This window comes from Streptomyces sp. NPDC046939 (assembly GCF_040644575.1).
Classification (GTDB): Bacteria; Actinomycetota; Actinomycetes; order Streptomycetales; family Streptomycetaceae; genus Streptomyces.
Genome location: NZ_JBEYWV010000008.1, coordinates 160343 through 186024, shown reverse-complemented (window position 1 = coordinate 186024; position 25682 = coordinate 160343). Strand labels below are relative to the sequence as shown.

The 25682-nt window shown below is 65.2% G+C and carries 28 protein-coding genes, 1 tRNA gene and 1 pseudogene; 7 read left to right on the top strand and 23 right to left on the bottom strand.

Translation table 11 applies throughout. The features are described 5' to 3' along the window. Window positions 1-92 precede the first annotated feature (92 nt). From ABZ877_RS11635 to ABZ877_RS11615, 5 genes are all read right to left on the bottom strand, one after another. On the bottom strand, window positions 93-293 hold the full coding sequence (locus ABZ877_RS11635) for a hypothetical protein (protein ID WP_361068157.1): 201 nt from the start codon (window positions 291-293) through the stop codon (window positions 93-95). Further along, entirely contained in the window at window positions 286-552 is a 267-nt protein-coding gene (locus ABZ877_RS11630) for a hypothetical protein (protein WP_361068154.1), read from the bottom strand. The genes ABZ877_RS11635 and ABZ877_RS11630 overlap by 8 nt, the downstream gene beginning before the upstream one ends. Window positions 553-1004: 452 nt before the next feature. Next, a complete protein-coding gene (locus ABZ877_RS11625; RefSeq protein ID WP_361068151.1) occupies window positions 1005-1343 on the bottom strand; it encodes an Lsr2 family protein in 339 nt (112 codons plus the stop codon). Between the two features lie 294 nt (window positions 1344-1637). After that, entirely contained in the window at window positions 1638-2330 is a 693-nt protein-coding gene (locus ABZ877_RS11620) for a hypothetical protein (RefSeq protein ID WP_361068148.1), read from the bottom strand. 12 nt (window positions 2331-2342) lie between these two features. Further along, window positions 2343-3743 (bottom strand): DUF3987 domain-containing protein, encoded by a 1401-nt coding sequence (locus ABZ877_RS11615; protein ID WP_361068145.1) that lies wholly within the window; start codon window positions 3741-3743, stop codon window positions 2343-2345. Between the two features lie 178 nt (window positions 3744-3921). On the opposite strand from ABZ877_RS11615, the gene ABZ877_RS11610 reads away from it, so the two are divergent. Then, a complete protein-coding gene (locus ABZ877_RS11610) occupies window positions 3922-4179 on the top strand; it encodes a hypothetical protein (RefSeq protein WP_361068142.1) in 258 nt (85 codons plus the stop codon). 124 nt (window positions 4180-4303) lie between these two features. Here the strand turns inward: ABZ877_RS11610 and ABZ877_RS11605 are convergent, their stop codons facing one another. From ABZ877_RS11605 to ABZ877_RS11550, 12 genes are all read right to left on the bottom strand, one after another. Further along, on the bottom strand, window positions 4304-4639 hold the full coding sequence (locus ABZ877_RS11605) for a hypothetical protein (protein ID WP_361068139.1): 336 nt from the start codon (window positions 4637-4639) through the stop codon (window positions 4304-4306). A gap of 438 nt (window positions 4640-5077) precedes the next feature. After that, entirely contained in the window at window positions 5078-5365 is a 288-nt protein-coding gene (locus tag ABZ877_RS11600) for a hypothetical protein (protein ID WP_361068136.1), read from the bottom strand. Window positions 5366-5460: 95 nt separating this feature from the next. After that, the gene (locus tag ABZ877_RS11595; RefSeq protein ID WP_361068133.1) at window positions 5461-5829 is read right to left on the bottom strand and encodes a hypothetical protein; all 369 of its coding nucleotides are present in this window, start codon (window positions 5827-5829) and stop codon (window positions 5461-5463) included. Window positions 5830-6103: 274 nt separating this feature from the next. Next, window positions 6104-6463 (bottom strand): hypothetical protein, encoded by a 360-nt coding sequence (locus ABZ877_RS11590; RefSeq protein ID WP_361068131.1) that lies wholly within the window; start codon window positions 6461-6463, stop codon window positions 6104-6106. Next, window positions 6463-7227, bottom strand: coding sequence for a hypothetical protein (locus ABZ877_RS11585; protein WP_361068128.1), 765 nt, complete (start codon window positions 7225-7227; stop codon window positions 6463-6465). The genes ABZ877_RS11590 and ABZ877_RS11585 overlap by 1 nt, the downstream gene beginning before the upstream one ends. A gap of 416 nt (window positions 7228-7643) precedes the next feature. Further along, window positions 7644-7949, bottom strand: a complete 306-nt coding sequence (locus ABZ877_RS11580) for a hypothetical protein (protein ID WP_361068125.1) — start codon at window positions 7947-7949, stop codon at window positions 7644-7646. 108 nt (window positions 7950-8057) lie between these two features. Further along, window positions 8058-8390 (bottom strand): hypothetical protein, encoded by a 333-nt coding sequence (locus tag ABZ877_RS11575; RefSeq protein WP_361068122.1) that lies wholly within the window; start codon window positions 8388-8390, stop codon window positions 8058-8060. After that, window positions 8387-8641, bottom strand: a complete 255-nt coding sequence (locus ABZ877_RS11570) for a hypothetical protein (RefSeq protein WP_361068119.1) — start codon at window positions 8639-8641, stop codon at window positions 8387-8389. Before ABZ877_RS11570 ends, ABZ877_RS11575 begins: the two co-directional genes overlap by 4 nt. A gap of 301 nt (window positions 8642-8942) precedes the next feature. Further along, complete coding sequence (locus ABZ877_RS11565; RefSeq protein ID WP_361068116.1) at window positions 8943-9317, bottom strand: hypothetical protein; 375 nt, start codon at window positions 9315-9317, stop codon at window positions 8943-8945. 2909 nt (window positions 9318-12226) lie between these two features. After that, window positions 12227-13027, bottom strand: coding sequence for a protein kinase (locus ABZ877_RS11560; RefSeq protein ID WP_361068113.1), 801 nt, complete (start codon window positions 13025-13027; stop codon window positions 12227-12229). Between the two features lie 11 nt (window positions 13028-13038). Beyond that, window positions 13039-13890, bottom strand: a complete 852-nt coding sequence (locus tag ABZ877_RS11555) for a radical SAM/SPASM domain-containing protein (RefSeq protein WP_361068384.1) — start codon at window positions 13888-13890, stop codon at window positions 13039-13041. Between the two features lie 68 nt (window positions 13891-13958). Next, window positions 13959-14052: transfer RNA gene (locus ABZ877_RS11550), tRNA-OTHER, on the bottom strand. 959 nt (window positions 14053-15011) lie between these two features. Here ABZ877_RS11550 and ABZ877_RS11545 point away from each other — a divergent pair. Beyond that, window positions 15012-16361, top strand: a complete 1350-nt coding sequence (locus ABZ877_RS11545) for a hypothetical protein (RefSeq protein WP_361068110.1) — start codon at window positions 15012-15014, stop codon at window positions 16359-16361. A 150-nt stretch (window positions 16362-16511) separates the two neighbouring features. Here ABZ877_RS11545 and ABZ877_RS11540 read toward each other — a convergent pair whose 3' ends face one another. Further along, window positions 16512-16751 (bottom strand): hypothetical protein, encoded by a 240-nt coding sequence (locus ABZ877_RS11540; RefSeq protein WP_361068107.1) that lies wholly within the window; start codon window positions 16749-16751, stop codon window positions 16512-16514. A 31-nt stretch (window positions 16752-16782) separates the two neighbouring features. Then, entirely contained in the window at window positions 16783-17598 is an 816-nt protein-coding gene (locus ABZ877_RS11535; RefSeq protein ID WP_361068104.1) for a hypothetical protein, read from the bottom strand. Window positions 17599-17947: 349 nt separating this feature from the next. Between ABZ877_RS11535 and ABZ877_RS11530 the strand changes: the two are divergent. The 3 genes and pseudogenes from ABZ877_RS11530 to tyrS form a co-directional block, all read left to right on the top strand. After that, window positions 17948-18214, top strand: a pseudogene (locus ABZ877_RS11530) (metallopeptidase TldD-related protein); the annotation flags it as partial. Continuing rightward, on the top strand, window positions 18211-19611 hold the full coding sequence (locus ABZ877_RS11525; protein WP_361068101.1) for a metallopeptidase TldD-related protein: 1401 nt from the start codon (window positions 18211-18213) through the stop codon (window positions 19609-19611). The pseudogene ABZ877_RS11530 and the gene ABZ877_RS11525, both read left to right, overlap by 4 nt. A 64-nt stretch (window positions 19612-19675) precedes the next feature. After that, window positions 19676-20947 carry a tyrosine--tRNA ligase gene (gene tyrS / locus ABZ877_RS11520; RefSeq protein WP_361068098.1) on the top strand — a complete coding sequence of 424 codons (1272 nt, stop codon included), beginning with the start codon at window positions 19676-19678 and terminating at the stop codon, window positions 20945-20947. Between the two features lie 64 nt (window positions 20948-21011). On the opposite strand, the gene ABZ877_RS11515 is transcribed toward tyrS, so the two are convergent. Beyond that, window positions 21012-21287 carry a GlsB/YeaQ/YmgE family stress response membrane protein gene (locus ABZ877_RS11515; protein WP_361068096.1) on the bottom strand — a complete coding sequence of 92 codons (276 nt, stop codon included), beginning with the start codon at window positions 21285-21287 and terminating at the stop codon, window positions 21012-21014. Window positions 21288-21513: 226 nt separating this feature from the next. Here ABZ877_RS11515 and ABZ877_RS11510 point away from each other — a divergent pair, with 226 nt between their 5' ends. Both ABZ877_RS11510 and ABZ877_RS11505 read left to right on the top strand, forming a co-directional pair. Then, entirely contained in the window at window positions 21514-21864 is a 351-nt protein-coding gene (locus tag ABZ877_RS11510) for a DUF3099 domain-containing protein (RefSeq protein ID WP_361068093.1), read from the top strand. A 232-nt stretch (window positions 21865-22096) separates the two neighbouring features. Next, the gene (locus ABZ877_RS11505; RefSeq protein WP_361068090.1) at window positions 22097-22354 is read left to right on the top strand and encodes a hypothetical protein; all 258 of its coding nucleotides are present in this window, start codon (window positions 22097-22099) and stop codon (window positions 22352-22354) included. Window positions 22355-22375: 21 nt separating this feature from the next. Here ABZ877_RS11505 and moaA read toward each other — a convergent pair whose 3' ends face one another. From moaA to ABZ877_RS11490, 3 genes are all read right to left on the bottom strand, one after another. Beyond that, entirely contained in the window at window positions 22376-23374 is a 999-nt protein-coding gene (moaA, locus tag ABZ877_RS11500) for a GTP 3',8-cyclase MoaA (RefSeq protein ID WP_361068087.1), read from the bottom strand. 156 nt (window positions 23375-23530) lie between these two features. Next, complete coding sequence (locus tag ABZ877_RS11495) at window positions 23531-25156, bottom strand: cation acetate symporter (RefSeq protein ID WP_361068084.1); 1626 nt, start codon at window positions 25154-25156, stop codon at window positions 23531-23533. Next, a complete protein-coding gene (locus ABZ877_RS11490; RefSeq protein ID WP_361068081.1) occupies window positions 25153-25524 on the bottom strand; it encodes a DUF485 domain-containing protein in 372 nt (123 codons plus the stop codon). The genes ABZ877_RS11495 and ABZ877_RS11490 overlap by 4 nt, the downstream gene beginning before the upstream one ends. Window positions 25525-25682: the final 158 nt, after the last annotated feature.

Below are 25682 nucleotides of genomic sequence, written 5' to 3'. Positions count from 1 at the left end.
GCTCTCCCCAGTAGTGCCCCCGGTAGACGTGCCCCGGGCAGCGGCCTTCAGCCGCCCTCTTGAGATGGGTTCGGTAGTCCCGAGCACCGCACTTACACATCAGCGTAGGTCACCTGCTCCCCGACCTGCGCCGAGAGCGGGAAGGCGAGTTCCCGCGTCCAGACCAGCACGGCCAGGCCCTCAACGTCGACATGGTCAACGGTCAGGATCAGGGGCGCCTCCGTCGGGTCCCCCGCATCGATCTCCCGCCCCTCTTCGAGCTGTTCGGCAGTCGTGAAGACTCGCTCACTCACTGCCCCTCCCCCGGAACGCCTCGACGTGTCTGACGACCGTTTCCGCAGCCAGCTCCCCGCACATGAAGTGCTCAGTGTGGAGCAGGGTCACCAGGGCCACCCGCAGGCCCTCGGCACGGGCGTTAGACGCCCGTCTCGCGGTCCGAACCTTCGTGACGCCCCCTCTGTGCAGCTCCCCAACGAGGAGCCCCAGAAGAGCCGAGTAGCCCCGCCCGTAGCGTGCCTCGATGTCCGGTGTACTCAGTACTGCTGTCGACACGACTTCCCCTTGTCTCATCGGTGCTCACAGACCCCCTGGGCGCCGTTCTTGAAGGTCGCCCATATCTCGATGGCCTCGCCCTGCGGAGGCTGGAACGTCCATCGGAGATCCGCCCCTATCTCCATCGCGTCCAAGCCCTCCGCCTCAGAGAACGGCTGGGCGTCGTCCACCTCTCTGGCAAGGGCGCACCAGTCGCACCCACACCGGAGGCACCTGCACCCGCCTGCGGGAGCACAGGGCTCTTCGCAGGATTCGCGGTAGTAGGCCGCTTGGAGGGCCAGGAGTCGGCATAGGGCCGAGAGAGCGGGGGCGGCTTCGAAGAAGCACTGTTGTTGCCCGGGCTCTTGTCCGGGCACGTTGTGCCCAACGTGAACGTGCATGCATCCCTCAAACGAAACGAAAAGCGGCCCACCCCCGAAGGGGTGGGCCGCTCAACTGACCTACAGAAGCGGTTACTTGTTGGCAGCCTCGTATGCCTCACGGATGGAGGCGGGCACGCGCCCACGGTCATTGATGTCGTGGCCGTTCTCCTTGGCCCAAGCCCGAATCTTGGCCGTGTCCGAGTTGCCACCCGCAGCGGCGGAGGCACGCCCGCGGTTGCCGGCGGAGGTCGTCCTCCCGACCTTGCGGCCCGCACCCACGAACGGCTGCAAAGCCTTCCTCAACTTGTCAGCGTTCTTCGCCTTGAGGTCGATCTCGTACGTCTTGCCGTCGAGCGCAAACGTCAGCGTCTCGTCCGCCTCGCCCCCGTCGAGGTCGTCAATGAGGAGAACTTCAACCTTCTGAGCCATCGCTATACCTGCCTGTGTTGTGTAGTTACGGCGAGTCGAGAGAGATTCCACCGCATCCCTACGCGGAATCTCGTTCGTTACTGAGCGGAGACTTTCACGGCAGTCCCCCATACTTCAAGTGTGATCTTTCACGCCCATTGTCCCCGCGCCCACTTCTGGCACAGAGAGGCATAGCGACCCTGCACTATGCGGCCGGTCGTGGTCTTGCGCGGGGGCATACAGGTGGGGGCCGGGCACGGCCTCCCTGCACTGATGTTCTCACTCATCCCTCAAGCTCTCCCCAGGGTTGTTCGTTTACTCAACGTCTCCAATCGGGGTGAACTTCAGCGGGGTGAGGTACCCCACCACCTGTCCCGTCCTTACGTGGTATACCGCCTTTCCGTATCGGTGCTCCGTCGCCGTCTGGTCCTGCGGCTCGTTCTGCTCCTGGCGCTCGTGCTCCTGGTCCTGGTCCTGGTCCTGGTCCTCGATGTACGGCTCTCCGTTCTCCGCAGCGGGAGACCACCAGAGCTGTGCGCCCCAGGCACCGGAGAACAGCGCCTTACCGGATGCCAGCGAGCGGACCTCGTAGCGGCCCTCCCCCACGTGAACGATCTCCGCTCGTTCCCCGTTCGTCGGCTCCTGAGTGGCGCGCTTGCCGCCCTTGCCCCCGTAGAGGATGTGCATGGGCGCGTCCACTCGCATTCCGGGGATGTCCTTGAGAGGCCCGTTCGTCCAGTCCTCGCCCGGCACCGGGGGCTTGATTCGCTTCACGGAGCCGTTGCTCTCGTAGAGCAGGGCCCACGTGGACCGCTGCTCGGGGTCGGTGCCCTTGAGCCCGATGCACAGTCGGGCCCCTTCTCCTCCCTTGCCCTTCACCGGCTTCGGAGGGGCAAGAAGTGTCCCTACCCGCTTGACCTCTGCTCCCCGGGTGTCGACGCCAACGGCGGTGACGTAGTCCCCCGGCTTGACGTTCCCGAGCAGCTTCTTGATTGCTTCGCTGAGCATGTGCCTTCTCCTCTACTTACCAGCCGCTACGGGCTGGGCGGCATTACTGGGCGCAGCCTTCTTGGCCGCTGTCTTCCTGGGTGGCGCCTTCCTCGTGGCAGGCTTCCGCGCAGCCGGCACCGCGGCCTTCCTCGTGGAAGCCCGGCGCTTCGGAGCAGGCTTCACGGGCTCGGGTTCCGGCATGACAGGGACCAGCCGATAGACACTCGGGTTGGCGCCAGGACGGCGCTGCCGCTCCTGGATCACCTCCACGTCAGCCATGTCCTCAACCGCGCTGAGGATCTGAGCGGAGGAGTACCGCCCCGAGAGAGCCTTGTAGAGCTGCGTCTGAGTCATCTCCCCGCCGTACATCTCCAGCTTCTGACGGATCTTCACGTCAAGCGGCAGGATCGTGCGGGACTTGGTGACGTTGCTCTGAGAGATGAGCTGCTTCACAGAGGCTATGGAGAAGTCCACGAAAGCCTTGGCAGCCTCCAGGGCCTTGACCGTCACGACCAACTTTCGCTCTGCCGCAGTGAGCACACAGGCAACGCGCATGACCTGTTCTGCTGACCGCTCAATGAAGCAGGCCACATCTTCCGGCAGCTCCTCTAGAGCGTCCTCGTACTCGGCACTGATTTCGTCAAAACGGTCAGCGGCGGTCTCCCCGAGTACCATCCGACGCCGCTCCTTGGAAGCCCACTCGTACGCCGTCTTGAGGGAGCCCGAGACCTTGATTGCGTCCAACGGGTTGCTCGTCCGGTAGTCCCTGCGGCGGAGCCGCTTGGACCGCTCGACCATGACGGGGAGGATGCGGTTGTATGAACCGCCCTGCGCCTCCGTGAGGCTGATGAACTTGGCCCACAGGGCGGGTTGGATATGGGCGTGGAACCCGAGGGCGGGTTCCTGAACCGTGATCTCAACCTTCTTGCCGTCCTTCTTCGTGACATTGGAAATCCGCTTCCCATCCCACGAAGTCCGCAACACCCCGCTGTACTTGGGGCAGCGCTTGACCATGAGAAGCGTTGACTGCCACTCCTCATCGATGATCACGCATCGACCGTCCAAGCCCCCCTCGGACGTAAGTGACTCCTGCTCCCTCTCGTAGAGTGTCTGCACGAGGGACGGGCCCGAGGAGATGCCACCCTCACGCCTGAGCATGAGCCATTCCCCGATGCTGTCCCACAGGAGCTTCTCAGCTGTCGCCAGAGCGAACCCCTTGCGCCCAACCATCGACCGCCCCGCAAGAGCGGTCCATACGACCACGGGTCTCCCGTCCGGCTGCATCACCTTGCCGTTCAATGCGGCCGAGAACAGCGCCAGTACCGCAGCGTGAACCCCAATAGGGTCCGCCTCCGTGTGCGGCATTGCGTTCTTCACTGCGGCTCCTACCGGGCCGTACGACATGGGCTCGTAACGAGCCTTCTCGTCCATACCTTCCTCTCTCCTGTTGTGATGGCACGTTCACACAAATCGGTGAGCGTCCATGGATTGAGCCGGGAGCATCCCTATCCCCGGCTCTCACCAAAGCAGCTCAGCGCCTTACGACCACGTTGGGCCGTTGCCACTCTGAGAACACGTCGTAAGGGGGGTCGTACCGTGTTCGCTGGTCGTGCTCGATGAGGAGGCATCCCCCGTCGCTGATCTCGCGTACGACACCGGGAAGGCCGCCTTTCCAGCCGAGGGCTTCCCCTCCCGTCTCACCGCCTACGACTCGGAAAAGCTCCACGCGATCCCCTGGGATGACCGTTCTACCGAAACGGTCGTGTCCTCTCTTGGCCATTACCCTCTCCCGTTCGGGTCGTTCATCAAACAGGCTGTAGAGGCATGGCGCCGGAACGGGGAGCGCTTGAATATTCGGGCGTTTTGAAGAGGCTTCCCCTCTACCACCGCGCGGGCAACGCTCTGCGCTTCCAGCACCGAGGAAACGCCGCGAACATCCACCTGTACGGTTCGCTCCTCAACGACGAACACCACATAGTTGTGATTCCTGCTCACTCGCTCTCCTCCCTTTCTACGTGCCAGAAAGCCAACTCGTTGCCTTGGATGGGCCACTTGGGCTCAGCGCCCCAATCCTTACCCCAGCCCCCGCGTTCTCCGATCCCCCACTTATCCGGGTATAGCCAGCCGAGGGGGATGAAGCCCTCGGCCTTTACGTCCTCGATGTTCGTTACGAGTGCGTCCGCCCAGTGGTGAACGAGCCGCCCGCCTGTACTGGTGTAGACGGCGGCCTCGCCCCTAAGCAGGATGCGCATTCCGTAGTTCCAAAGCACGTCTCCCGCCCGGAGCTTGAAGGTGTTCAGGGTGACCGTCGGCCTCTGCTCTGTCATCAGACGAGCACTCCTTTCCGAGCCTCCTCGTACGCGCGAGCGGCCTCCTGCACCAGGAGGCGAACGGCCTCAAGGGGGCAGGCGTACCCCCAAGCCGTGTCCGCCGCGTAGCTGCACACCTCTGCGTACGCACGCATGCGCGTGCACGGGTCCGCTCCGCCGGCAGCAGCTCGGGCACGGTCGCGGACGGCCTCGATGTCGAGAAGCCATCGCCCCATGCGGCTCACAAAGCGCCCCCGCGGATTTCCTCAGTAGTGCCCTGCCTGATGAGCCAGAGGTCCCGCGTCAGCGGGACAGGGCCAACCCCGAGCCCCCACCGAACCCAGTAGACCCAGCGGGTACGGACCCATCCACGGCGCTCGACGGACACGACCTTGCCCACGGCCCCGTGCCCTCTGGGGTGCCCTACTCGGTCACCCACACTGAACTTGGGCGACTTCACGAAAGCCCCGCAGGGAGCCAGGTGAACCCATTCCTGCACGCCACGGCGTACGCGTAGAGCGCTCGTCGGCACGGCGTCTTGGCCGAGCCCAGGATGCCCCGCAACGCGGAGTTGAGCGTTGCCGCGTCGGGCACATACGGCATGATCGCGTGCCGCTCGGCGCGGTAGGCCGCGTACTCCTCCAGCGTTCCGGGGTGCTTGACCGCCACCTGAACCCCGTTGACTCCGGGCGTCCACTCCACGTAGAGGCGGACCGCCCCACGCGGTTCGGTGCCGATTGCCAAATGTGTTCCTTGCATGCCCTTCCCTTCTCTAGTCACCGAGCACGGAGCGCGGAAGAGCATCCCTATTCCGCCGCGCTCCAAACTCACCTGACTAGTCAGGATTCGTCGATCGCCTTCAGGCTCGCCTCAAGCCAGGCGTCTGTGAGGCGATGCCGCTTGCGCCATTCCACGAGCGCAGATTCGCGTTCAGCGGTGCCAAGGCAGCCCTTGTGACGGGGGCTCGGCTTCCAAGTGCCGTCCGCGAGTTTGCGCCCCCGAATGTGACTGTAGAACTTCTCAACCACCCTGCCACAGCCCTCAAGTTCGCACTTGAAGTAGGACCGGACATCACTGCCGTTGTATGTGCCTTCCAGCGTCCACGCGAAGAAGTAGGCCACGGTTACGGCCTTACGTGCAGACTTGATGTTGCGGTTGTACTGCCCTGCCATCAGCTCAGGCGAGAGCTTAGGAGTGTCGTTGAACATGTCTGTCCTTTGCTAGTTGGTCGGGCGAGGACCCGGAGCGTCCCCGTGACGCCGAGCGTGAATCAGATCGATACCGCCGTCAGCGCATTTGGCGGCGCAGGGAATGGTGTTCTCCTGCCACCACTGCGCAACGGTTATGTAGGTGACTGCATTGCAGCCAGCACAGCGCATGGGAACTTTTCGCACTGTGGTTTTCATGGTTCGCCCTTTCGTTAGAGGCAAAGCAAAGGGCACGAACGAGCATCCCTATCCGTTCATGCCCCAAGCTCAGTCGCTAGCGGACGTAGCTGCGTCCCCGGCAGGACCGGCAGAACCGGCACGGATCTACGATGCGCACGCCGTGACGACGCACCATCATTTCCGACCAGCCGTGAACCAGCTCGGAGGAGTCACCCTCCTGCATTGCAGCGGTGGCCTCGCGCCAAAGGCTGTAGCCCTCGGGGTCGACCTCCTGCCATTCCGCGAATGCGGCATCCCGCTCTTGGGTGTGCCGCTCTCGTTCTTCCTCCGTGTACTGCACCGGGACGGGCCGTGCCCCCGAGCCGTTCGGGTAGGTGTTGTAGAACGCCCCTGGCTCACTGGCGTACACGTAGAACCGAAGGTTCATTGCGATGGTCTGCGACGTACGGCGCATCACTTACCCCGTTTCTGGCTCTTGAGGTGAGCTACGGCCTCGCGCTCCACGAGCCGCAGGAAGTCAGGCGGAAGAGCAGCGCCGTTCTGACCGTAGTCCTCCCGCATATAGACCGCGTACATGCCCTCTGCCCGTTCCTGTGCGCGCTTCCAGTGCTCTCGCGCATTACTGCGCGGTCCCTCGTTCACGTCGAGCGGGTAACGGGCGTAGTGCCCCCGCCAGTACGCGTAGTCGGCCAACGGACGAACGACGTTACCGAGCGCGATCCACGCGTTCCGCTCCGCGAGCGTGCTCGCCTTCAGCACCGCTTCGCCTATGGGCGGGAGGTCGAGCGGGGGAATGATGCGCTTTCCGATGATGGGGTCGTTAGGTATGAGCCCGTGCTCAGTTCGGTACTCCTCAATCCGAACGCGTTCCCACCCCCTCATGACCCCAGAGTGTGCGCCACACAGGATCATGCGTAGACGCTCACCCCTGTAGACCGTCGTCCGCACAATTACACCGGGCCATGGGCAATGACCGGTTACATCGTCGCGGTAGACCTCACACAGGAACTCACCCTTTACGGCTTCCTGTGCGTCCTCAGCGGTCGTTGCACGGCCAACCCATGCATGCGCCTCCTTGCTCGCGTCCCACTCGTAGGCGAACCACACTTCAGGGTTCGTCCCGCCGCGCGCACGGACCACGTAACCGCCGTACTGCTCCGTCCCCTTCTCTCCCAGGTAGAAAACTCCGTCATAACCACCCTGCCGCCATTCGGCCATTGGGTGATCCTTTCTGTCCGAGCCTCTGAGCTTGTCTCTAGAGACTGGCCGAGTAGGGCACGGGTGATCTCCGCCCGAATGCTCGGGTGACCTTCCCATGCCCTCTACGGTCAATCGCTAGCGGCAGCGATGGCCGAACCCGTCTTGCCCATGGCGGCAAGCTCCGTCCTGAAAACCCGCATTGAACTCAGCGATACGAACGCGCTCGATGCGAGCCTTAGAGTCCCGTTGCGATATCTCGTAGGTGACCCTGGCGGTTGCCCCGATGACGGCGCCGAGCACCGCAGCGCACGCGAGGACCTGTTTGAGCCGCCGTACGAAGAGCGGCACGCTAATGACCTGGACGGACAGGGTCATGCGGAGGAACGCGGCCACGGCGCCGCCCGCAGGTCGGGGCCTGCTTAGGCTGAGGGCCATCAGACGCGCTCCTCAACGATGCGGTAGAAGGTGTATGCGTCGGTGCGAACCTTCCAGGTACTCAAGTCCTGCCATCCGGGGCCCCAGTTGGCATGCAGGTGGGTGTACTCAACGGACTCGCCGGGGCTCCAGGCGGACGGCTCAGTGAGCGTCGGGCAAGCAAAGATGCTCACGCATCCGTCCGGGTGGTCGTGCATAAACACCCGGTCACCGGGCCTCAGCGCATCCGGGTCAACTGCCTCCGCCTTGAACCTCGCGCCGTTGTCCGCATCGAGGTAGCGCACTTCACGTACTGCTGCGGTCACCGAGACCTCTCCCCTTCTCTGCATGAGAAAGGGCACGGGGGAGCATCCCTAATCCTCCGTGCCCACTACTGCGCCTCCGGTGCCGGCGGCGCCCTACTCATTGATCGTTTAGGCGTCGACCGGTCGGGCGTCGCCCTGAGCCATGGCCAGTTCGTGGCTGACGCGCTCTCGCGTCTCTGCGTCCAACCGCGCGAAGCGACTCGCCACGGCAGCCATGAGGGCCACGTAGTCGTCCTCCGCGATGTGGAGCACGTACTTCATGTCATCGCCGTCCTGGTATGCGTCGCCCTCCGCCTCCCGCAGTGCGTCATGCACTCGGCGTGCCTGCGCCACCTTCGCGGCAGCCCTGAAGCGCACGACGCGCTTCGTGTAGCCGTCGACCAGCGCACGCCAGTCGCGCTCTTGCAGGTACACGGGATAGCGGTACAGGGTGACGCTCACTCGGCCCACGCTTCGACTTCCGCAATGCCGATACCCAGGAGGACGTACCCCTTGGACTCAAGGGCTACCAATGCCTCCTCGACAGCAGGCCGACCCTTAGCGCGAAGCGCCTCACCGCTGTACTCCCACGCAAGCCCAGAGTATTCCTCATCCCATTCCCTGAGCATGAACTTACGTACGTCATCCAGGGTTTCAGCCGACTCCCGCTTACGGAGCTGCGACCCATTCTGAATGAGTGCCACACGGAACATGTTGACCTCCCTTGTCTACCGTGCCCCTATGGCGCAGTAGGTAGAGGAGAGCACGGAAGAGCATCCCTATTCCGCCGTGCTCTCGTGACTACCGACTACGTGTAGGACAGCCGGATAGCGCCACTCTTCGTGACGACTAGGCCCGTTGCTACGGGCCGCCCGCGATAGCGCCTCTTCTCAACGTTCAACTCCACGAATGCGGGGCCGCATCCGTAATGAGCCGCGTACGTCACCGCGTCCACGTGCCTGGTGAAACGCTGATGTGACGCCGTACCGATGTGAGCGACGTACAAAGCTCCCCCTAGCCCTCAAAGAGCGTCATCGCATGACGCTCACCGTGCAGGTACGAGCCACACCCCTCACACTGCGACGTGCTGAAGGTGTTCGTCTCGCAGTCGCACTCTTCGGGCTTCGGCTGACACGACCCGTCGCAGAAAACCGGTTCGCCGACTCCCGCACCGCTGGTCAGTGCGTCGTCCGTGTTGTAGTGCCCCTCGCACGCCTCACGGCATGAGTGCTCTTCCTGAGCCATGCCCATAGCGACGTGCGACGGGTGCTTGATCCGCGACAGCGGCTCGTGTCCGTCGCCGCCATGCTGTTCGTTTTCGCAGCATTCGCCATTCGCGTGCGACAGCATGCAGCACATGCACACCCATATCGTTCCGAGGTTGTTCACAGTTCCTCCCCTTGCCTCATTGCGCCTGTCGCAATGGGTGAGGGGGTGTACGGAAGAGCATCCCTATTCCGCCGTACACCCGACGCCCCTACGAGAGAGCTACGTAAGCGGCGTGACTCGGATGTTGAACCCGTTCACCAGTCCGTACCCGGTCCGGTAAATGTCCGCCATGCCGCGTGTTGTTTCTCCGGGCAGGGACACGCACTCCGCAAAGGTGCGGACCTGCTGTGTCATGTTCCCGAACCCCCGAACGTCAAAGACGAACGGTTCCTTATCGCCGCGCCCCATGACGCTTACCTGAAACGCTGCGTGATTCTGGTAGTCCTTCCAGAAACCGAACTGCCGCAGCGGGACGGTTCCCCGCTCACGAGTTGCGGTCGACGCCGATATAGCCACTGGCATTGCTTCCCCTTGTGGGTTGCTGTGCGGCCCGCTAGGACCCTTGCAAGTGCCGTACGACACTTCCCCCGGTAGACATGAACTCAGGGGCTTAGGGAGCAATCCACGGGACGTGTGAGTATCAGTCACTCGGCCCGCCACACTCCGGCCCTCCCCTTGTCGCTCATGTCTGCCGTAGGCAATCTCGTAATGCACGTACCTGCTTCGCTCGCCTCTTGTGCTTTGCACTGCTTCCGCTGGTGTTGTTCGGTTCCGTAGGCACGTCACAACGCATCCACAGTGCGCCACACTCAATGTCTGCTACGCATGTAGGTCTATTCATCCCGGATGACCAATCCCGGTTATCGGTGTGCAGGTTGGCAGCCTGCCCCGTATGGATGCTCACCCCACGGGGTGAGAGGACACGCAAGTCTGGCTTTAGCCGTCCTCCCGCTCATCCCGTCAATGCGCTTTCGCTAGCCCCTGTCACGGCAGACAGGACCCCATCAAATGCGTCTGAGGCTGCGTCCAAGCCTCTTGTGGGTGCAGCATGGACCTACGGCCCACCTGTGTAGCCACAAGCGCTCAGAACGCCACTCAGGGCACGTCACATACTCGCGCTCAGGGAATGAGCAGTCAGACTGACTGCCACTCAGACTCGCTATCCAGATGTCAAGGAACGGATTCTCCGGTGTCACCCGTCGCATTCACGGCCGGACCACCACCGAGATTGGTCGCTCATCAACTCCCGACCCCGTGCGCCTGAATCCCCATCTCTGCGTGAACCCCGTTTCCGCTCTCCCCTTCTGGGGCGGTACTCCGGGGCCGCTCCGGGTCGGCGCGGTCGGTGTTGCAGGGAGGACGCTGCCCTAAAAACACCCAGGGGGCAAGTAAGTCTCCGAACCGGGATGGAGCCGCGCACGCGCGCATAGGGCCACATATCCGCAGGTCAGATGGGGTGAGGTGACACACAAACAAATGCGACATAACTACGCACAACATCCCAACACCCAGGGGGCAAGTTATTTGCGTAGCCTTTACCTTTACAAGCCCCGTAAGCGGACATCAAGGGCGACGACTTTGCGTTCTCATTACCCACCTTCCCGTGGAACGATACGGGCAATAGAGGGCATAAAGACTTTCGCAAGGTCCCTGCATAACCGTTACTGACGCGTAGTCAGGCATGCCCCATATCCCATATGGAGGCGTATAGGCGTGACCTAAGTCACGAACCTAACTTCACGTCAGATTGCCCCAAGCGCGCGCCCGGCGGGCAGTCACCTATGACCGGGTCACGGGTTGCTGCGCCCACCCACGAAGAGGGGGCGCGATCACGCGTTAGTTGATTTCAGGTGCCACGCATCGCGCAATGCGTATTGGTATCGCACTTAGTGCTGCAACAACATCATCAGGCAATGCGCGCGCGTTATTAATGTTGTCTCACCCCAAGTGCTACATCATTACGGGGGTAATATAACGTAATTCATGTCACGAGGACCGCAGGGGCGCCTTCCCTCCATCGTGTACGGGTATCAACATTCACAAGGGAACAAGCGCTGATCCGCTGAAGTTGGCTCCAGCTCCCTAACCCGGCCTCGCGAGGCCGGCACCGCGGGCTCTGACAGCCCGTAATGGTGTATCACTTAGGCTGCGACAACAATAATGTTGTGCGTTGCGCCACATTTCGGAGCACTTCTGTCCCGGTTTCCGTCAGAGGACACGTACGTAATCTATGGAGGCGGTTGGTTTAAGCCGTCCGCCTCCTCCGCGTCTATGAGCTTCCTGAGGAGCCGCAACCAGCCTCCCTCTTCTCTCGCCAACTGTGCCCAAAACGCATGCTCGGCCTCGGCAACTGGGTCTCTCACGTCGAAAGTGCAAGGCCCATCGTGCTTCATGTAGAGAAGGCAATGTTCATCCAACTCCTCCGAGCGCTGATCGCAGCCTTCCCAGAAGACAATGCAGTCCGGCCCCTCCGAATCACTCCAGAAGAGCCACATCTGTAGATTGGACCCCGGAATGTATCGCAGGAATTGGGCGTGTGAAACCGTGTGCTCCTGCCCGAAGGCACACTGTAAGACGCCGCCTGGGCGGGAAGGGATATCGTCATCATCAAGAGGAGCCGAATATGCGGCCAAGAAAGCCGTCTGAAGAGATAGGCGCCTTTCTGAAAGGCAACGGAGCTGGGCCACAGCTTTCCTCCAGGAAATAAGGAGCCCCGGCCGCTCCGCAGGGAGAGAGACGACCGGGGCCTAACCCGACCTAATGCGTGGCCCACCTAGGAGCCGCAGGAGTGAACGGCACATAAGGTCGGGCGGTTGTGTACCAGGGCTGAGAGGAACTCTCCTGAGCCTCCCTGATAACGGCTTCTCCGTAAGCTTCCATCTCTTGCATGCAAGGCTCACAGGCAAACAAAGGGACAATACCAGCGCGGATTTCCAACGGCCCGATGAACTTCACACGAGTGTCTGGTCGGCGGCAGTACAGCAAACAGCGGCCTAAAATCCAGTCATCCGAAGTGGGGTACTCATCTCTCACGACCGCGCTGCACCACGGTAAAGATGCCAAGCACGAGCTGCTTCGTGCATTGAGGAGAGCCATCCGGCGTCAGGGTCACGTTGGGAACTTTCGGCGTACATTCGGTGCAGGGCCCCAGCAAAGGCGGTGATAGCCCTGGGGTTTGCTGCTGCCCAGCCGGTACACCGACTGGCCCAGGACTCTGCGGCTTCAACCGTGTGGCCTGCCGCGATAAGTTGCACTGCCCAGAGCGCGGGGTCAATGAATGGAGCACCGAGGGTGGGCCACGCCCAGTCTACGAGCCAGGTTCGCCCTGTCTCGTCCAACATAAAATTGCTCGGATTGATGTCCGTGTGCAGGAGTGTGGCCCCAGCGAAAAGGGCAGCCTCCTCTTGGTTGGCCGCGAATCGGTCCCACCGAGTCTCACGCCAGTCCAATCGTGGCGGCGCAATCCGCGCAATTCGATTCAGGGCATACACGACCGCCTGCCGGTCCGGGGAGCCCAGCTTGAAGCTGGCACGCCTTCCCTCAATAGCCTCGAACCCGAGGACAATCCAGTCAGCGTTTTCCCGGTACCAGAGCAGTGGTGGGGAGATCACATGTGCAACCGCAGGGTTGATCTCGCGCTCTCGGAGGATGGAGTCACGGCGGCCCCCCGGCCGGTTCCGCATGGCCTTCACGAAGACTGGACCGGTCTCGCCCTCGATGATTGCCGTCAGGTCTGAGCCGAATCCGCGCTCAGTGACCTCAGCGTGACTTGCTTGGCCGATCTCAGGCTCGATCAGACCCCAGAACGCGGGGCCGGGAAGCTCGCTCATGGTTCCTTCTTCTAGTTTCGAGGGTCACAGTCGCTCGGAGGGAAGCCCGGATTGCATTCGGCATTGGGGTCGCAGCCAGGGTCACACCCGCCGCGGAGTTCAGAGCCGCGAATCGCGGCGTTGGCCTCCGTCATCGCCTGACCGGTGAGAATGGCAGTGAGGCTCTGGCTCTGAACGTTGCCGACGACCATGTGCGTGGAGAAAACACACGGAGAGACTTCTCCGTCCGGTCCGATGGATGCTCGGCCATCACCGCAGTTCCCGCAGAGACCGTTGATGCTCGGCTCCTGGCCCTGGGCGGCCCTGCCGTAGGGCCGAACGCGGTCCACACGGATGCGGGTCACTCCGAGGCTCCGAAGGTCCCGTTGCGCGTCTTCTACGCCCTGACCACCGTTTATCTCAACGATGCCCACCCGGATGGGGATGCCAAGCCGGACGGCTCGCCTGATGTTGTCCCGGGTCCGGGTGTGCGTTTTGCGCCCGGTGATCGCGTCGTGCTTCGCGGCATCGCCCGAGTAGTAGCTCGTGGCGAGGGTTGCGCCCTCCCTGACCAAGAGGGTCCACCATGCCTGAGTGAGATGGACGAGGTTGGAGTACACCTCTACGTCCATCCCCAAGGCGCGGGCGAACCGGACCAGCTCGGGCGCGTCGGGGTGCATAGTCGGCTCTCCGCCGATGAGCTGGACTTGCGGAATGCCAGTGCGGGCAGCTTCCTCGACCGCTGCGAGCCACTGTTCAAGGCTCATGGACCCGTGCTCGCCCTGCGGTCCAGAGCTGTTGTAGCAGTGTTGGCACTTCAGTTGGCACTTGCGGGTGAGGTCCAGCCACAGAGCCCCATGGGCCGTATGTGGATCGGAGTGCACCGGTTTCAGGGGTGCAGTGGTCACGATTCGCCTCCTTGACGATCGTTTCCCCCTCGATTGGGGGGCCGTTCCCTCGCCCGGACTCGAACCGGGGACCTGACGCCAACGCGGCCGTTCGACTAAGGCAGTAAGCGTCTGCTCTACCGTCTGAGCTACGAGAGATCGCACGTCTCCTCCGGGAGAGGACTCAACCGAAGGAGACGGCGGGTCACCGGGCTAGGGCAGTGAACTGTGAGGGGCTTGCGCTGCTGTGGCACCCACGATTACGCCGGAGGCAATCAAGAGGAGGGCGGCGATGAGTGACCCCGCGACTTGCTCCGCTAAACGTCGCATGCTTTTGAGCGTCCTTCCTGCTGCTGGGTAGCGGTGGTACGGCGGTAGGCGGTCATTGGCCGGGGCATGACCCAGTAGCCCCCTGGCCATCCCTGAAGTCGCAACGTCCGCCCGCCGGCACCGGCCTGCTTCATGTCCTCTACCGGATAGAAGCGGCCCCCCATGAAGAGGAGGTCATGCCTCCTCACCGTTGTTGGTCCGACCTGCACCGGCACAAACCCCGATGGAGCCCCCTCATCCGTTGCCTCGATGGCGGGCACCAACTTGCGCAGCTTCACGGGCCAGGTCACGCCTCCGGGGGACTGAGCGATTCCGGACGTGCCCTTGGCCTCAATGAGCGTGCCGAATCGCCTCGTCCTCTCGTCCCATACCTCGTCGCCCTGTTTAACGTCCGCCATTGACGACACCCCCCAACAGGCAAGCAAGCGCCCTCACGTCTCCAACGCTGGCCCTGCCCAGGTCGATCAGGGGGAGCCGTTGAGACTCGTCCACGAACATCCCCCGGAGGTCAATGTTGTGTTGCGCCAGGGCTGCCGATAACTCGTCGCGGGCCTTGTACGCCTCGTGCAACGGAATCCTGTGCAACTGATCTGCGGTTGGCGGCGCCCCCACGGGGCGCTCACCCTCCGGTCTCGTCTCCACTTCGACCACCACGGACTCTCGGATTGATCACTTCCGGCTTGTTCTGACACTTAGGTAATCGCCTGATGACGTTGCGCGGGTACCTTGGAAGAGAGGCGGTCGCGTAAACGCCGTAAAAGCTGTCGGAGCTGCCGGGAGATGCGCAGATGTCATCGAGCCCCCGAGACCCAAACACCAAGCTCAGTGCCCTACTTGCGCAGGCAGAGTGCCAGCGGCAAGAACTCGCACGAGCCGTAAACCGCATCGCGCGGACGTCCGGGGTGCCCCTCAACTACTCGGGGCAGACGGTCTCCATGTGGTTGCGCGGCCACGAACCAAAGGCCCAGGTCAAGCCACTCGTGCTTGCTGCACTGTCAGAAAAGTGCGGGCGTCCGATCACTCACGCCGAAGCGGGCCTGACTCCGCCCTCAGACGCCGACGGGTCACAGCAGCTCGACACTGTTGAGCAACTGCTCAACCTAGGAAGGGCGGACATGGACCCATCTCGGCGCGGCGTACTAGCCGCTGGCGCGTTCTCCGCAGCTATCGCGGTACCAGTGTTCGGAACGTCTCCCGCTCGCGCGAACGAGTCGGTGAGTCCCGGCAAACAGACAACACGCGTAGGAGCTTCGCAGGTTGCGAGCGTCCGCCGTACCACGGCGCGTATCGCGGACATCCTCGATGAAGACGGCGCGGGCCACGCGCGCCCGATGGCCGCCGCATACCTGGTGAACACAGTAAGCCCGTGGTTGCGGGCTCAGGCAGCCACCGATGTGGCATCCAGCATGCGCGCTGCTGCGAGTGATCTGGTCTACCTGACAGGCTGGATGGCGATGTACGAGGCGGACCACGCTGCCGCACAGCGCTGGTACCTGAAGGCGTTGGCCCTTGCTGACGAGGCAGGAGACCATGTCACCTATTGCCGCACCCTGCGGGGCATGAGCTTGCAGATGACCAGCCTTCGGAAGGGCTCGCGGGGCCTTGAGTTTGCCGACGCCGCCGCCGAGGCTGCACCTGCGGCGGGTCCTCGTCTCGTAGCGTTCCTTCGTGGGCAGCAGGCCCACGCGGCATCGATGGTCAAGGACCACCGTCAGGCACGGGTGCGTTTGCGTGAGGCAGAGGACGCCCTAGCAAAGGCCGACAACCGCAGGGACGCGGTAGGCGGCTATGACCGAACGGCGTGGCTGTTCCATCTGTCACATGTGCTTATGGAGGCCAACGACCTGCCGGGGTCGATCAAAGCACTACAAGACTCCATCAAGGTGCAGCCGCCGCAAGAGCGGCAAGGACGGGTGCACTCGTACGCGCTGCTTGCTCAGCGGCAGCTCCAGCTTGGCCACGTGGACGCCTCCGCCGCTTCTTGGAGGCGTTTCCTGGACGAGTACGAGCAGGTCTCTTCTGTGCGCGGGGATGAGCACTTTCAGACGATGCGGAAGGACATGCTCCGCCACCAGAAGGCGCGCTCAGTCCGGGAGCTGAGCGTTCGGGCCCGAGAGGTAGCCGCTCTGAAGGCGTGACACGGCCTGGCAGGGCCGACATCAAGCTTGGTCCCGTAGACTGAAGACCTGAGAGCCCCTGCCTGCATCCCTGGCAGGGGCTCTCAGGCGTCTCCTGAGGCTCAGCGGGCACGACCACTGCGCAACGCTCTGACCTGCGTCATACGCGTGTCATACAGGGTCCTTCACTCGGTACGAGACCCGCATGTCCGGCATGACGCCGGGCTTCTCGTGTCCGTTCTCCCACGCGAGAGCCAGGCAGTTGGCTGCCATGTTGAGCGCCCATTCGGTCGCCTCCGTGGTGTTCATCCCCGTAGCGCTGATGATGCTGAGCGCCCTGTTGATCTTGGCGTTCCGGCGCACTGACAGGATCTTGGGCCACTTACGGGCAGGCTTGCTGGGGGTAGTCATCTGCGTGTGCCTTCGTCAGGTGAGGGGGCCGTCAGCGGCAGTTGCGGCAGACGCCGCCTGGGTGACCGAGGGGGAAGATCACGTCACACTCCGGGCACCTGGCCCGTGTCACGGGCTTCAGTGCCGGCGAAGAGGGCAGAGCCCTTGGCACGGCCCTCTCTGGCTGGTTCTTCAGTCGGTACGAGATGAGAGCCGCAGCGGAGTTCACCGACTCGGGCAGAGCGTTCGTGAGGGCCTTGACTACCTCCATCTCCCGGAAGCCAGCTCGGAGCCACTGTGCTGCCAGAGGAGCCAGCCTGAGGGAGTCCCGCGCCGAGAGCCGAAGGGCAGGCTCGACGCGCCCGACGCTTCGCAGGCACTCGACAGCTCGACCAGTCACCGCGTCAGCGGTGGCGGGAGTCTTGTCCTCGTTCTGGTGGGACTGCTGGCCCTCCCCCTCGTTGACGCATTCGGCGCCTGCTGCCTGATCCGGGAGGACGGTAGGGAGGTCATTGCACCCAAGGTCTTTCTCTCCCTTGGGAGAGCCGCCGACCACCTGACCAGTCGGAGCACCGACCGCCGGGGACCGGTCACTCGGAGAGCCAGAGCCCTCCGGGCTGTCCGTGACAGACGTGATCGTGACCCACTTGCCCGTCTCTGGGTCCTGAACTCGGGCGCGCTTGTAGTAGCCGTGCGCTATCAACTCGTTCATGGCCTCGCTCACACTGCGCCGCCCGTTGGGCACTTTGGCAGTGATGCGCTCGACCGTGGCGCCGTTGACGTCCGGGAGCGACAGGAGATAGGTCAGCAGTCCCCGAGCCTGAAGGCTCAGGTCTCTGTGCCGAGCGATCCCGTTCGGGATCTGCACATAGGCATGGGTGTGCCTTGTACGATGGACCTGCATCTAGAGATTGCCCCTCTAGGTGAGATGTGGGACCCCGGGTCGAGTGGTGTTGGCGCACCGTTCAGAGCCGGGGTCTCTTACGTTGTGGGAGGGACCGTATGCGACAGGGCACCCAGGGGGCAAGTTATTCACTCCTCCGACATCGTGGTCGGCGCGCTCATGACGGGACCCGTGGAGGTCGACACGAGGTCTGCACGGGACCCCGTAGAGTCCGGTTTCAACCGGTATGAACAAGGAGTGAGGCTCAGTGATGAAACATGCTCTGACCTGCGGAAACACTGGTCAGGCGCGTATGCCCCCTGTCTATCCCATGAACTTCCAGTTCACGGCGCAACGCGCGTACGAGATCAAGAACGGCCGGCTCGCCGGGCAGGTGCGGGACTTCGCCTACCAGGCGACCACCACCGACTTCTGGGGATCGATGGCGGCGGTCGGCGGGCCGCAGACCTATGTCCTCGGCGGCGCCTTCAACTGCGGCAAGGCCCAGCCGGGCCAGGTCGCGGCCGTCTCGCACGGCTGTCCCTCGGCCCTGTTCAAGGGCGTCAACATCCTCAACACGACGCAGGAGGCCGGTCGATGAGCCCTCGTACGAACAAGCCGCACGAGATCGTCGAGCGGGCCCTGGAGCTGTCGCGGGCCGACGGCTGCGTCGTCATCGCCGACGAGACGTCCACCGCCAATCTGCGCTGGGCGGGCAACGCGCTGACGACGAACGGGGTCACGCGCGGCCGCAAGCTCACCGTCGTCGCGACCGTGGACGGCAAGGAGGGCACGGCCTCCGGCGTCGTCTCCCGGTCCGCCGTCACCGCCGACGACCTCGAACCGCTGGTCCGGGCCGCCGAGGAGGCCGCCGCGAAGGCCGGGCCCGCCGAGGACGCGCAGCCGCTCGTCGACGGCGTGCCGCACTCCCCCGCGTTCACGGAGGCGCCCGCCGAGACCTCGTCGGCCGTGTTCGCGGAGTTCGCGCCCGCGCTCGGCGAGGCGTTCGCGCGGGCCAGGTCCGGCGGGCGCGAGCTGTACGGCTTCGCCAGCCATGAGCTGACCAGCACCTATCTCGGTACGTCCAGCGGTCTGCGGCTGCGTCACGACCAGCCCGACGGGACCCTGGAGCTGAACGCGAAGTCCACCGACCGCAAGCGCTCGGCCTGGGCGGGCCGCTCCACCCGGGACTTCAAGGACGTCGACCCGGCGGCGCTCGACGCGGACCTCGCGACCCGGCTCGGCTGGGCCGAGCGCCGCGTGGACCTGCCCGCGGGCCGGTACGAGACGCTGCTGCCGCCGACCGCCGTCGCGGACCTGCTGATCTACCTGCTGTGGTCGGCGGGCGCGCGGGACGCGGCCGAGGGCCGGACCGTGTTCTCCAGGCCGGGCGGCGGCACGCGCGTCGGCGAGCGGCTGAGCGAGCTGCCGCTGACCTTGCGCAGCGACCCGAACGAGCCGGGGCTCGAAGCCGCCCCGTTCGTGATCGCGCACGCCTCCGGGGACGACGCCTCGGTGTTCGACAACGGGCTGGCGGTGGGCGCCACCGAGTGGATCTCGCGCGGTGAGCTGCGCCACCTGTCGACGACCCGGCACAGCGCGGGACTGACCGGGCTGCCGGTGGCGCCCGCCGCCGACAACCTCGTCCTGGAAAGCGGCTCGGGCGCGGGGAAGTCCCTGGCGGAGATGGTCGCGGGTACGGAGCGCGGGCTGCTCCTGACCTGCCTCTGGTACATCCGCGAGGTCGACCCGGCCACACTGCTGCTCACCGGTCTCACCCGGGACGGCGTCTACCTCGTGGAGAACGGCGAGGTCGTCGGCGAGGTCAACAACTTCCGGTTCAACGAGTCGCCGGTCGACCTGCTCAGCCGGGCCACCGAGGCCGGGCGCACGGAAAAGACGCTGCCGAGGGAGTGGGGCGACTGGTTCACTAAGGCGGCGATGCCCGCGCTGCGCGTGCCCGACTTCAACATGAGCTCGGTCAGCCAGGGCGTCTGACCCGCGGTGTTTCGCCCATAGACTGGGCAGGACCCAACAGCACTGTTCAAGGAGACACAGAACCGTGACGGACATCGTCGACGAGCTGAAGTGGCGCGGGCTGTTCGCCCAGTCCACCGACGAGGACGCTTTGCGCAAGGCTCTCGCGGACGGTCCTGTCACGTTCTATATCGGGTTCGACCCGACCGCGGCCTCGCTGCACGTCGGGCACCTGGTGCAGGTGCTGACCATGCGCCGCCTCCAGCAGGCGGGCCTGCGCCCGCTGGCCCTGGTCGGCGGCGCGACGGGCCAGATCGGCGACCCGCGCCCGACGGCGGAGCGCACGCTGAACGACCCGGAGACCGTCGCGAACTGGGTCTCCCGGCTGCGCTCGCAGATCGAGCCGTTTCTCTCCTTCGAGGGCGAGAACGCGGCGCTGATGGTGAACAACCTGGACTGGACGGCCGGCATGTCGGCCATCGAGTTCCTCCGCGACATCGGCAAGCACTTCCGCGTCAACAAGATGCTGACCAAGGACTCCGTCGCCCGGCGCCTGGAGTCGCAGGAAGGCATCAGCTACACCGAGTTCAGCTACCAGCTGCTCCAGGGCATGGACTTCCTGGAGCTGTACCGGCGCCACGGCTGCACGCTCCAGCTCGGCGGCTCCGACCAGTGGGGCAACCTCACGGCGGGCCTGGACCTGATCCACCGCCTGGAGCCGGAGGCGTCGGTGCACTGCATCGCGACGCCGCTGATGGTGAAGGCGGACGGCACGAAGTTCGGCAAGACCGAGGGCGGCGCCATCTGGCTCGACCCGGAGATGACGACCCCGTACGCCTTCTACCAGTTCTGGCTGAACGTGGACGACCGGGACGTCTCGACCTACCTGCGCATCCTGTCGTTCAGGTCGCGGGAGGAGCTGGCGGAGCTCGAGGAGCAGACGCGGGAGCGGCCGCAGGCGCGTGCCGCGCAGCGGGTGCTCGCCGAGGAGCTGACGACGCTGGTGCACGGCGCCGAGCAGGCCGCGGCCGTGATCTCCGCGTCGAAGGCGCTGTTCGGGCAGGGCGACGGCAACCTGGCGGACCTCGACGAGGCGACGCTCGCCGCCGCGCTCTCCGAGCTGCCGAAGATCCAGGTCACGGAGGTGGGCCCGGTCGTGGACCTGTTCGCCGAGGTCGGTCTCGTCGCCAGCAAGTCGGCGGCGCGCCGGACCGTGAAGGAGGGCGGCGCCTACGTGAACAACGTCAAGGTGGCCGCCGAGGACCACGTGCCCGGCGCCGACGAACTGCTGCACGGGCGCTGGCTCGTGCTGCGGCGCGGCAAGAAGAACCTGGCCGCGGTCGAGGTCACGGCCTGAGGCACTGCGCTCGCCCGAGGGGCCGGGTCCGCGTCGCGCGGGTCCGGCCCCTCGGGGTTCGTCGCTAGGCCCGCCTGCGGTTGCCGCGGAGCGCCGCGTAGGCCGCGTCACCGACACCGACGACGATGACCGCGCCGATCAACTGCAGCAGGTGGCGGATCCAGTCGATGCCCTTGGTGTCGTTGACCCCGAGGCCCGTGGCCGCCCAGTTGCCCAGGACGCTGCCGAGGATGCCGAAGATCACCGTCAGCCACAGCGGGATCTGCTGCTTGCCCGGCAGGATCGCCTTCGCGATCAGACCGAGCACGAGACCCACGATGATTGCCCACAACCAGTTCATGCCGTCGCCTCCTCATGCGGCGTGCGCATACGGGCGTGCGCACCGTCATCTCAGTCTCTGTCCGTACTCCGTACGGCGCATGTCGGGCACGGCCGTACGCGGTACGGCGCAGGCCACACGCCCGGCTCCGGGCGCCCCCGGTCTCGTAGCGGGCGGACCCCGGGCGTACCGTGGAGGCAGTCCGGTCCGGGGAGAGTCCGGTGAAACGGTCGGGTGGTGGAGTGTGATGCGGAAGCGCGGCGGCAACGGCGGAGCAGAGGTCTTCCGTATCACCGGGGCCCGGCAGGGGCTCGCGGAGGACGTGCGCGGCCGGCAGCGCAGGTACGTCATCTCGATGGCGATCCGCACGGTGTCGGTGATCCTCACGGCCGTGCTGTGGAACGTCGAGCGGCCGGTCGCCATCGTGACGCTGGTGTTCGGAGCCCTGCTCCCCTATGTCGCGGTGGTCATCGCCAACGCGGGCCGGGAGAACGCGCCGGGCCTGCCGTCGACCTTCGTGCCCGCCGCGACCCGGCCCATGATCGCGTCCGGCCCCGCGGTCACCCCGGCGGAACCGGGTGCGGAGGACCGCGCCTGAGCGTGCGCGGACGCCCGTCGTCGTGGCCGGTCCGGACCGCCCGCGGGGGAAGCTCAAGAAAAGCTCAGATCAATCATGGAGTTCAGGTGCCGGGCGACGGGTCCCGCGTGACATACTGCGTACGCGCTCCGCATCCCCCGTCGGAGCGACGGACCGACGCCGGGCAGCTCCCCCCGTGGCTGCTCGGCGTCGCCATTTCCGGGCCTTTTCGCGGTGCCTTTAGGGTGGGGTCGTGAACCTCGCGAACCTCTCCGGACCGTCCGGCCCGTCCTCGCCGGACCCCGCCTCTCCCCAGTGCTCGGCCAAGGGCTGTCGCGCCGACGCCGTGTGGGTGCTCGCGTGGAACAACCCGAAGCTGCACACGCCGGAGCGGCGCAAGACGTGGCTCGCCTGCGAGGAGCACCGTGAGCACCTCGCCCAGTTCCTCGGCGTGCGCGGATTCCTCAAGGACGTGGTGAGCCTCCAGGAGTGGGACGCGCGCGAGCAGTGACGCGGCGCCCCTGAGTCCAGGTCAGCCGCCGATCGCCGACATCGGGCGGTCGGGCTGGAGGAACGACGGGTCGTCGAGGCCCGAGCCCGCCTTCTTGCCCCACATGGCGAGCTTCCAGATGCGGGCGATGTTCTCGTCGTTGTTCTCCGGCCCCTCCGCCCTGAGCGCCGCGCGCAGATCCGTCTCCTCCGTGGCGAACAGGCAGGTGCGGACCTGGCCGTCGGCGGTGAGCCGGGTGCGGTCGCAGGCGGAGCAGAACGGGCGGGTCACCGAGGCGATGACGCCGACCCGGTGCGGGCCGCCGTCGACGATCCAGCGCTCGGCCGGGGCGGAGCCCCGCTGCTCGGTGTCCTCGGCGGTCAGCTCGAAGCGCGTCCGCAGCGAGGCGAGGATGTCCCCGGCGGTGATCATGCCCTCGCGCTTCCAGCCGTGCTGCGCGTCGAGCGGCATCTGCTCGATGAAGCGCAGCTCGTAGCCGTGGTCGACGGCCCAGGCGAGGAGGTCGGGTGCCTCGTCGTCGTTGAGCCCCGGCATCAGGACGGAGTTGATCTTCACGGGGGTGAGGCCCGCCTCGTGGGCGGCGGCCAGGCCCTCGATGACGTCCTTGTGGCGGTCGCGGCGGGTGAGGGTCTTGAAGACGTCGGGGCGCAGCGTGTCAAGCGAGACGTTGACCCGGTCGAGACCGGCCTCCTTCAGGGCCTCGGCGGTGCGCTTGAGCCCGATCCCGTTCGTCGTCAGGGACATCTTGGGGCGGTTCGGCAGTGCGGCGACCCGCTCGACGATGCCGACGAGCCCGGGGCGCAGGAGCGGCTCGCCGCCGGTGAAGCGGACCTCGGTGATGCCGAGGTCGGAGGTGGCGATGCGGATCAGGCGGACGATCTCGTCGTCCGTCAGCAGGTCCGGCTTGGACAGCCATTGCAGGCCCTCTTCGGGCATGCAGTAGGTGCAGCGCAGATTGCACCGGTCGGTCAGCGAGACCCGCAGGTCGGTGGCGGTTCGGCCGAAGGTGTCGATGAGCACGTGGGCCCCCTCCCTGGTACGTGGTCCAGCCTTGTACCGAACGAGCCTACGTGACGGGTCCGACAGCGGCAGGGCGTTGATCCCACGAGCGTGCCCGGGCCCCGTCGTAGCTCTCTACGACGAGCTGCGACAAGACCCGGGCGCGGAAGGTTCGGCTCAGTGGGCGCCGGTGCCGGTGAGGGAACGGACCTCCAGCTCGGCGTACTTGCCCTTGTCGGCCTTCTCCTTGCCGAGGTAGGTACCGATGACGCCGAGGGCGAAGCCGACCGGGATGGAGATGATGCCGGGGTTCTCCAGCGGGAACCAGTGGAAGTCGACGCCCTTGAACATGGACGTCTTCTCGTTGCCGGAGACGACCGGCGAGAAGAGGACGAGGAAGACGGCGGTGAAGAGGCCGCCGTAGATCGACCACAGCGCCCCGCTGGTGTTGAACCGCTTCCAGAAGAGGCTGTAGAGGATCGTCGGCAGGTTCGCGGACGCGGCGACGGCGAAGGCGAGGGCGACGAGGCCCGCCACGTTGAGGTCGCGGGCGAGCGCGCCGAGGGCGATCGAGATGATGCCGATGAAGACGGTGGCCCAGCGGGCGGCCTGCATCTCCTGCTTCTCGGTGGCCTTGCCCTTCTTGATGACGTTCGCGTAGATGTCGTGCGCGAAGGAGGAGGACGAGGCGAGGGTGAGGCCCGCGACCACCGCGAGGATCGTGGCGAACGCGACGGCGGAGATCGACGCGAGCAGGATCGCGCCCCAGTTGGAGTCGACACCGCCCAGATGGAGCGCGAGCAACGGTGCCGCCGTGTTGCCCGCCGGGTTGGAGGCGATGATCTCGTCCGGCTTGATGAGGGCGGCGGCGCCGAAGCCGAGCGCGATCGTCATGAGGTAGAAGGCGCCGATGATGCCGATGGCCCAGTTGACCGACTTCCGGGCGGCCTTGGCGGTCGGCACCGTGTAGAAGCGGATCAGGATGTGCGGCAGTCCGGCGGTGCCGAGGACGAGGGCGATGCCGAGGGAGATGAAGTCGATCTTCGAGGTGGAGGTCGCGCCGTACTTGAGGCCCGGCTCCAGGAACGGCGAGCCCTTGCCGCTGTTCTCGGCGGCGGTGCCGAGCAGGTCCGAGATGTTGAAGTCGAACTTCAGCAGCACCAGGAAGGTCAGCAGGATCGTGCCCGCGATGAGGAGGACGGCCTTGACCATCTGCACCCAGGTGGTGCCCTTCATGCCGCCGATGGTCACGTAGACGATCATCAGGACGCCGACGAGGGCGACGATGCCGATCTTGCCCGCGTCCGAGGTGATGCCGAGCAGCAGGGAGACGAGGACGCCCGCGCCCGCCATCTGCGCGAGCAGGTAGAAGATCGAGACGACGATGGTGGAGGTGCCCGCGGCGGTGCGCACGGGCCGCTGGCGCATCCGGTAGGCGAGGACGTCGCCCATCGTGTAGCGCCCTGAGTTGCGCAGCGGCTCCGCGACCAGCAGGAGCGCGACGAGCCAGGCGACCAGGAAGCCGATGGAGTACAGGAAGCCGTCGTAGCCGAAGAGGGCGATGGCGCCCGCGATGCCGAGGAAGGACGCGGCGGACATGTAGTCACCGGAGACGGCGAGCCCGTTCTGGAAGGCGGTGAACTGGCGGCCGCCCGCGTAGAAGTCGGAGGCGCTCTTGGTCTGCCGCCCCGCCCATACGGTGATGACGAGCGTCGCGGCGACGAAGACCGCGAACAGGGTGATGATCAGCGGCCGGTGCTCACTGGCCTCGGCGGCGGCGAGTACGTGCACTGCGGGGCTCATGCGCCGCCCTCCATACGGGACTTGATGGCTTCGGCCTTCGGGTCGAGCTTCGCGGCGGAGTAGCGCGCGTACCACCAGGCGATGAGGAACGTGGTGAGGAACTGGGCGATGCCGAGCACGAAGGCGACGTTGATGTTGCCGAACAGCTTGGTGCCCATGAAGTCGCCCGCGTAGTTGGAGAGCAGGACGTAGACCAGGTACCAGGCGACGAAGGCGACGGTGAGCGGGAAGGCGAACGAGCGGTGCGCCTTGCGCAGTTCACCGAATTCCGCGCTCTCCTGCGCCGCGATGAACTCCTCGGTCGAGGGCAGGGCCACACCGGCGGTGTCGGGGCTGCCCTTCTGGGGTGGTGGTGCGTCGGTGGCCACGGAGTCTCCTCGTGATGCGAATGCTGATGGTGACGTGGGTCACGTCAGCCGGGTCGCGATGGTAGGGCTCCCCGGCGTGATCCAACAGGGGGCCGGTTTCGGCCAGCGCCCTCTGCACAACGGCACGGAGGTGCGGGCGCGTCGGTTCAACTCGGCGG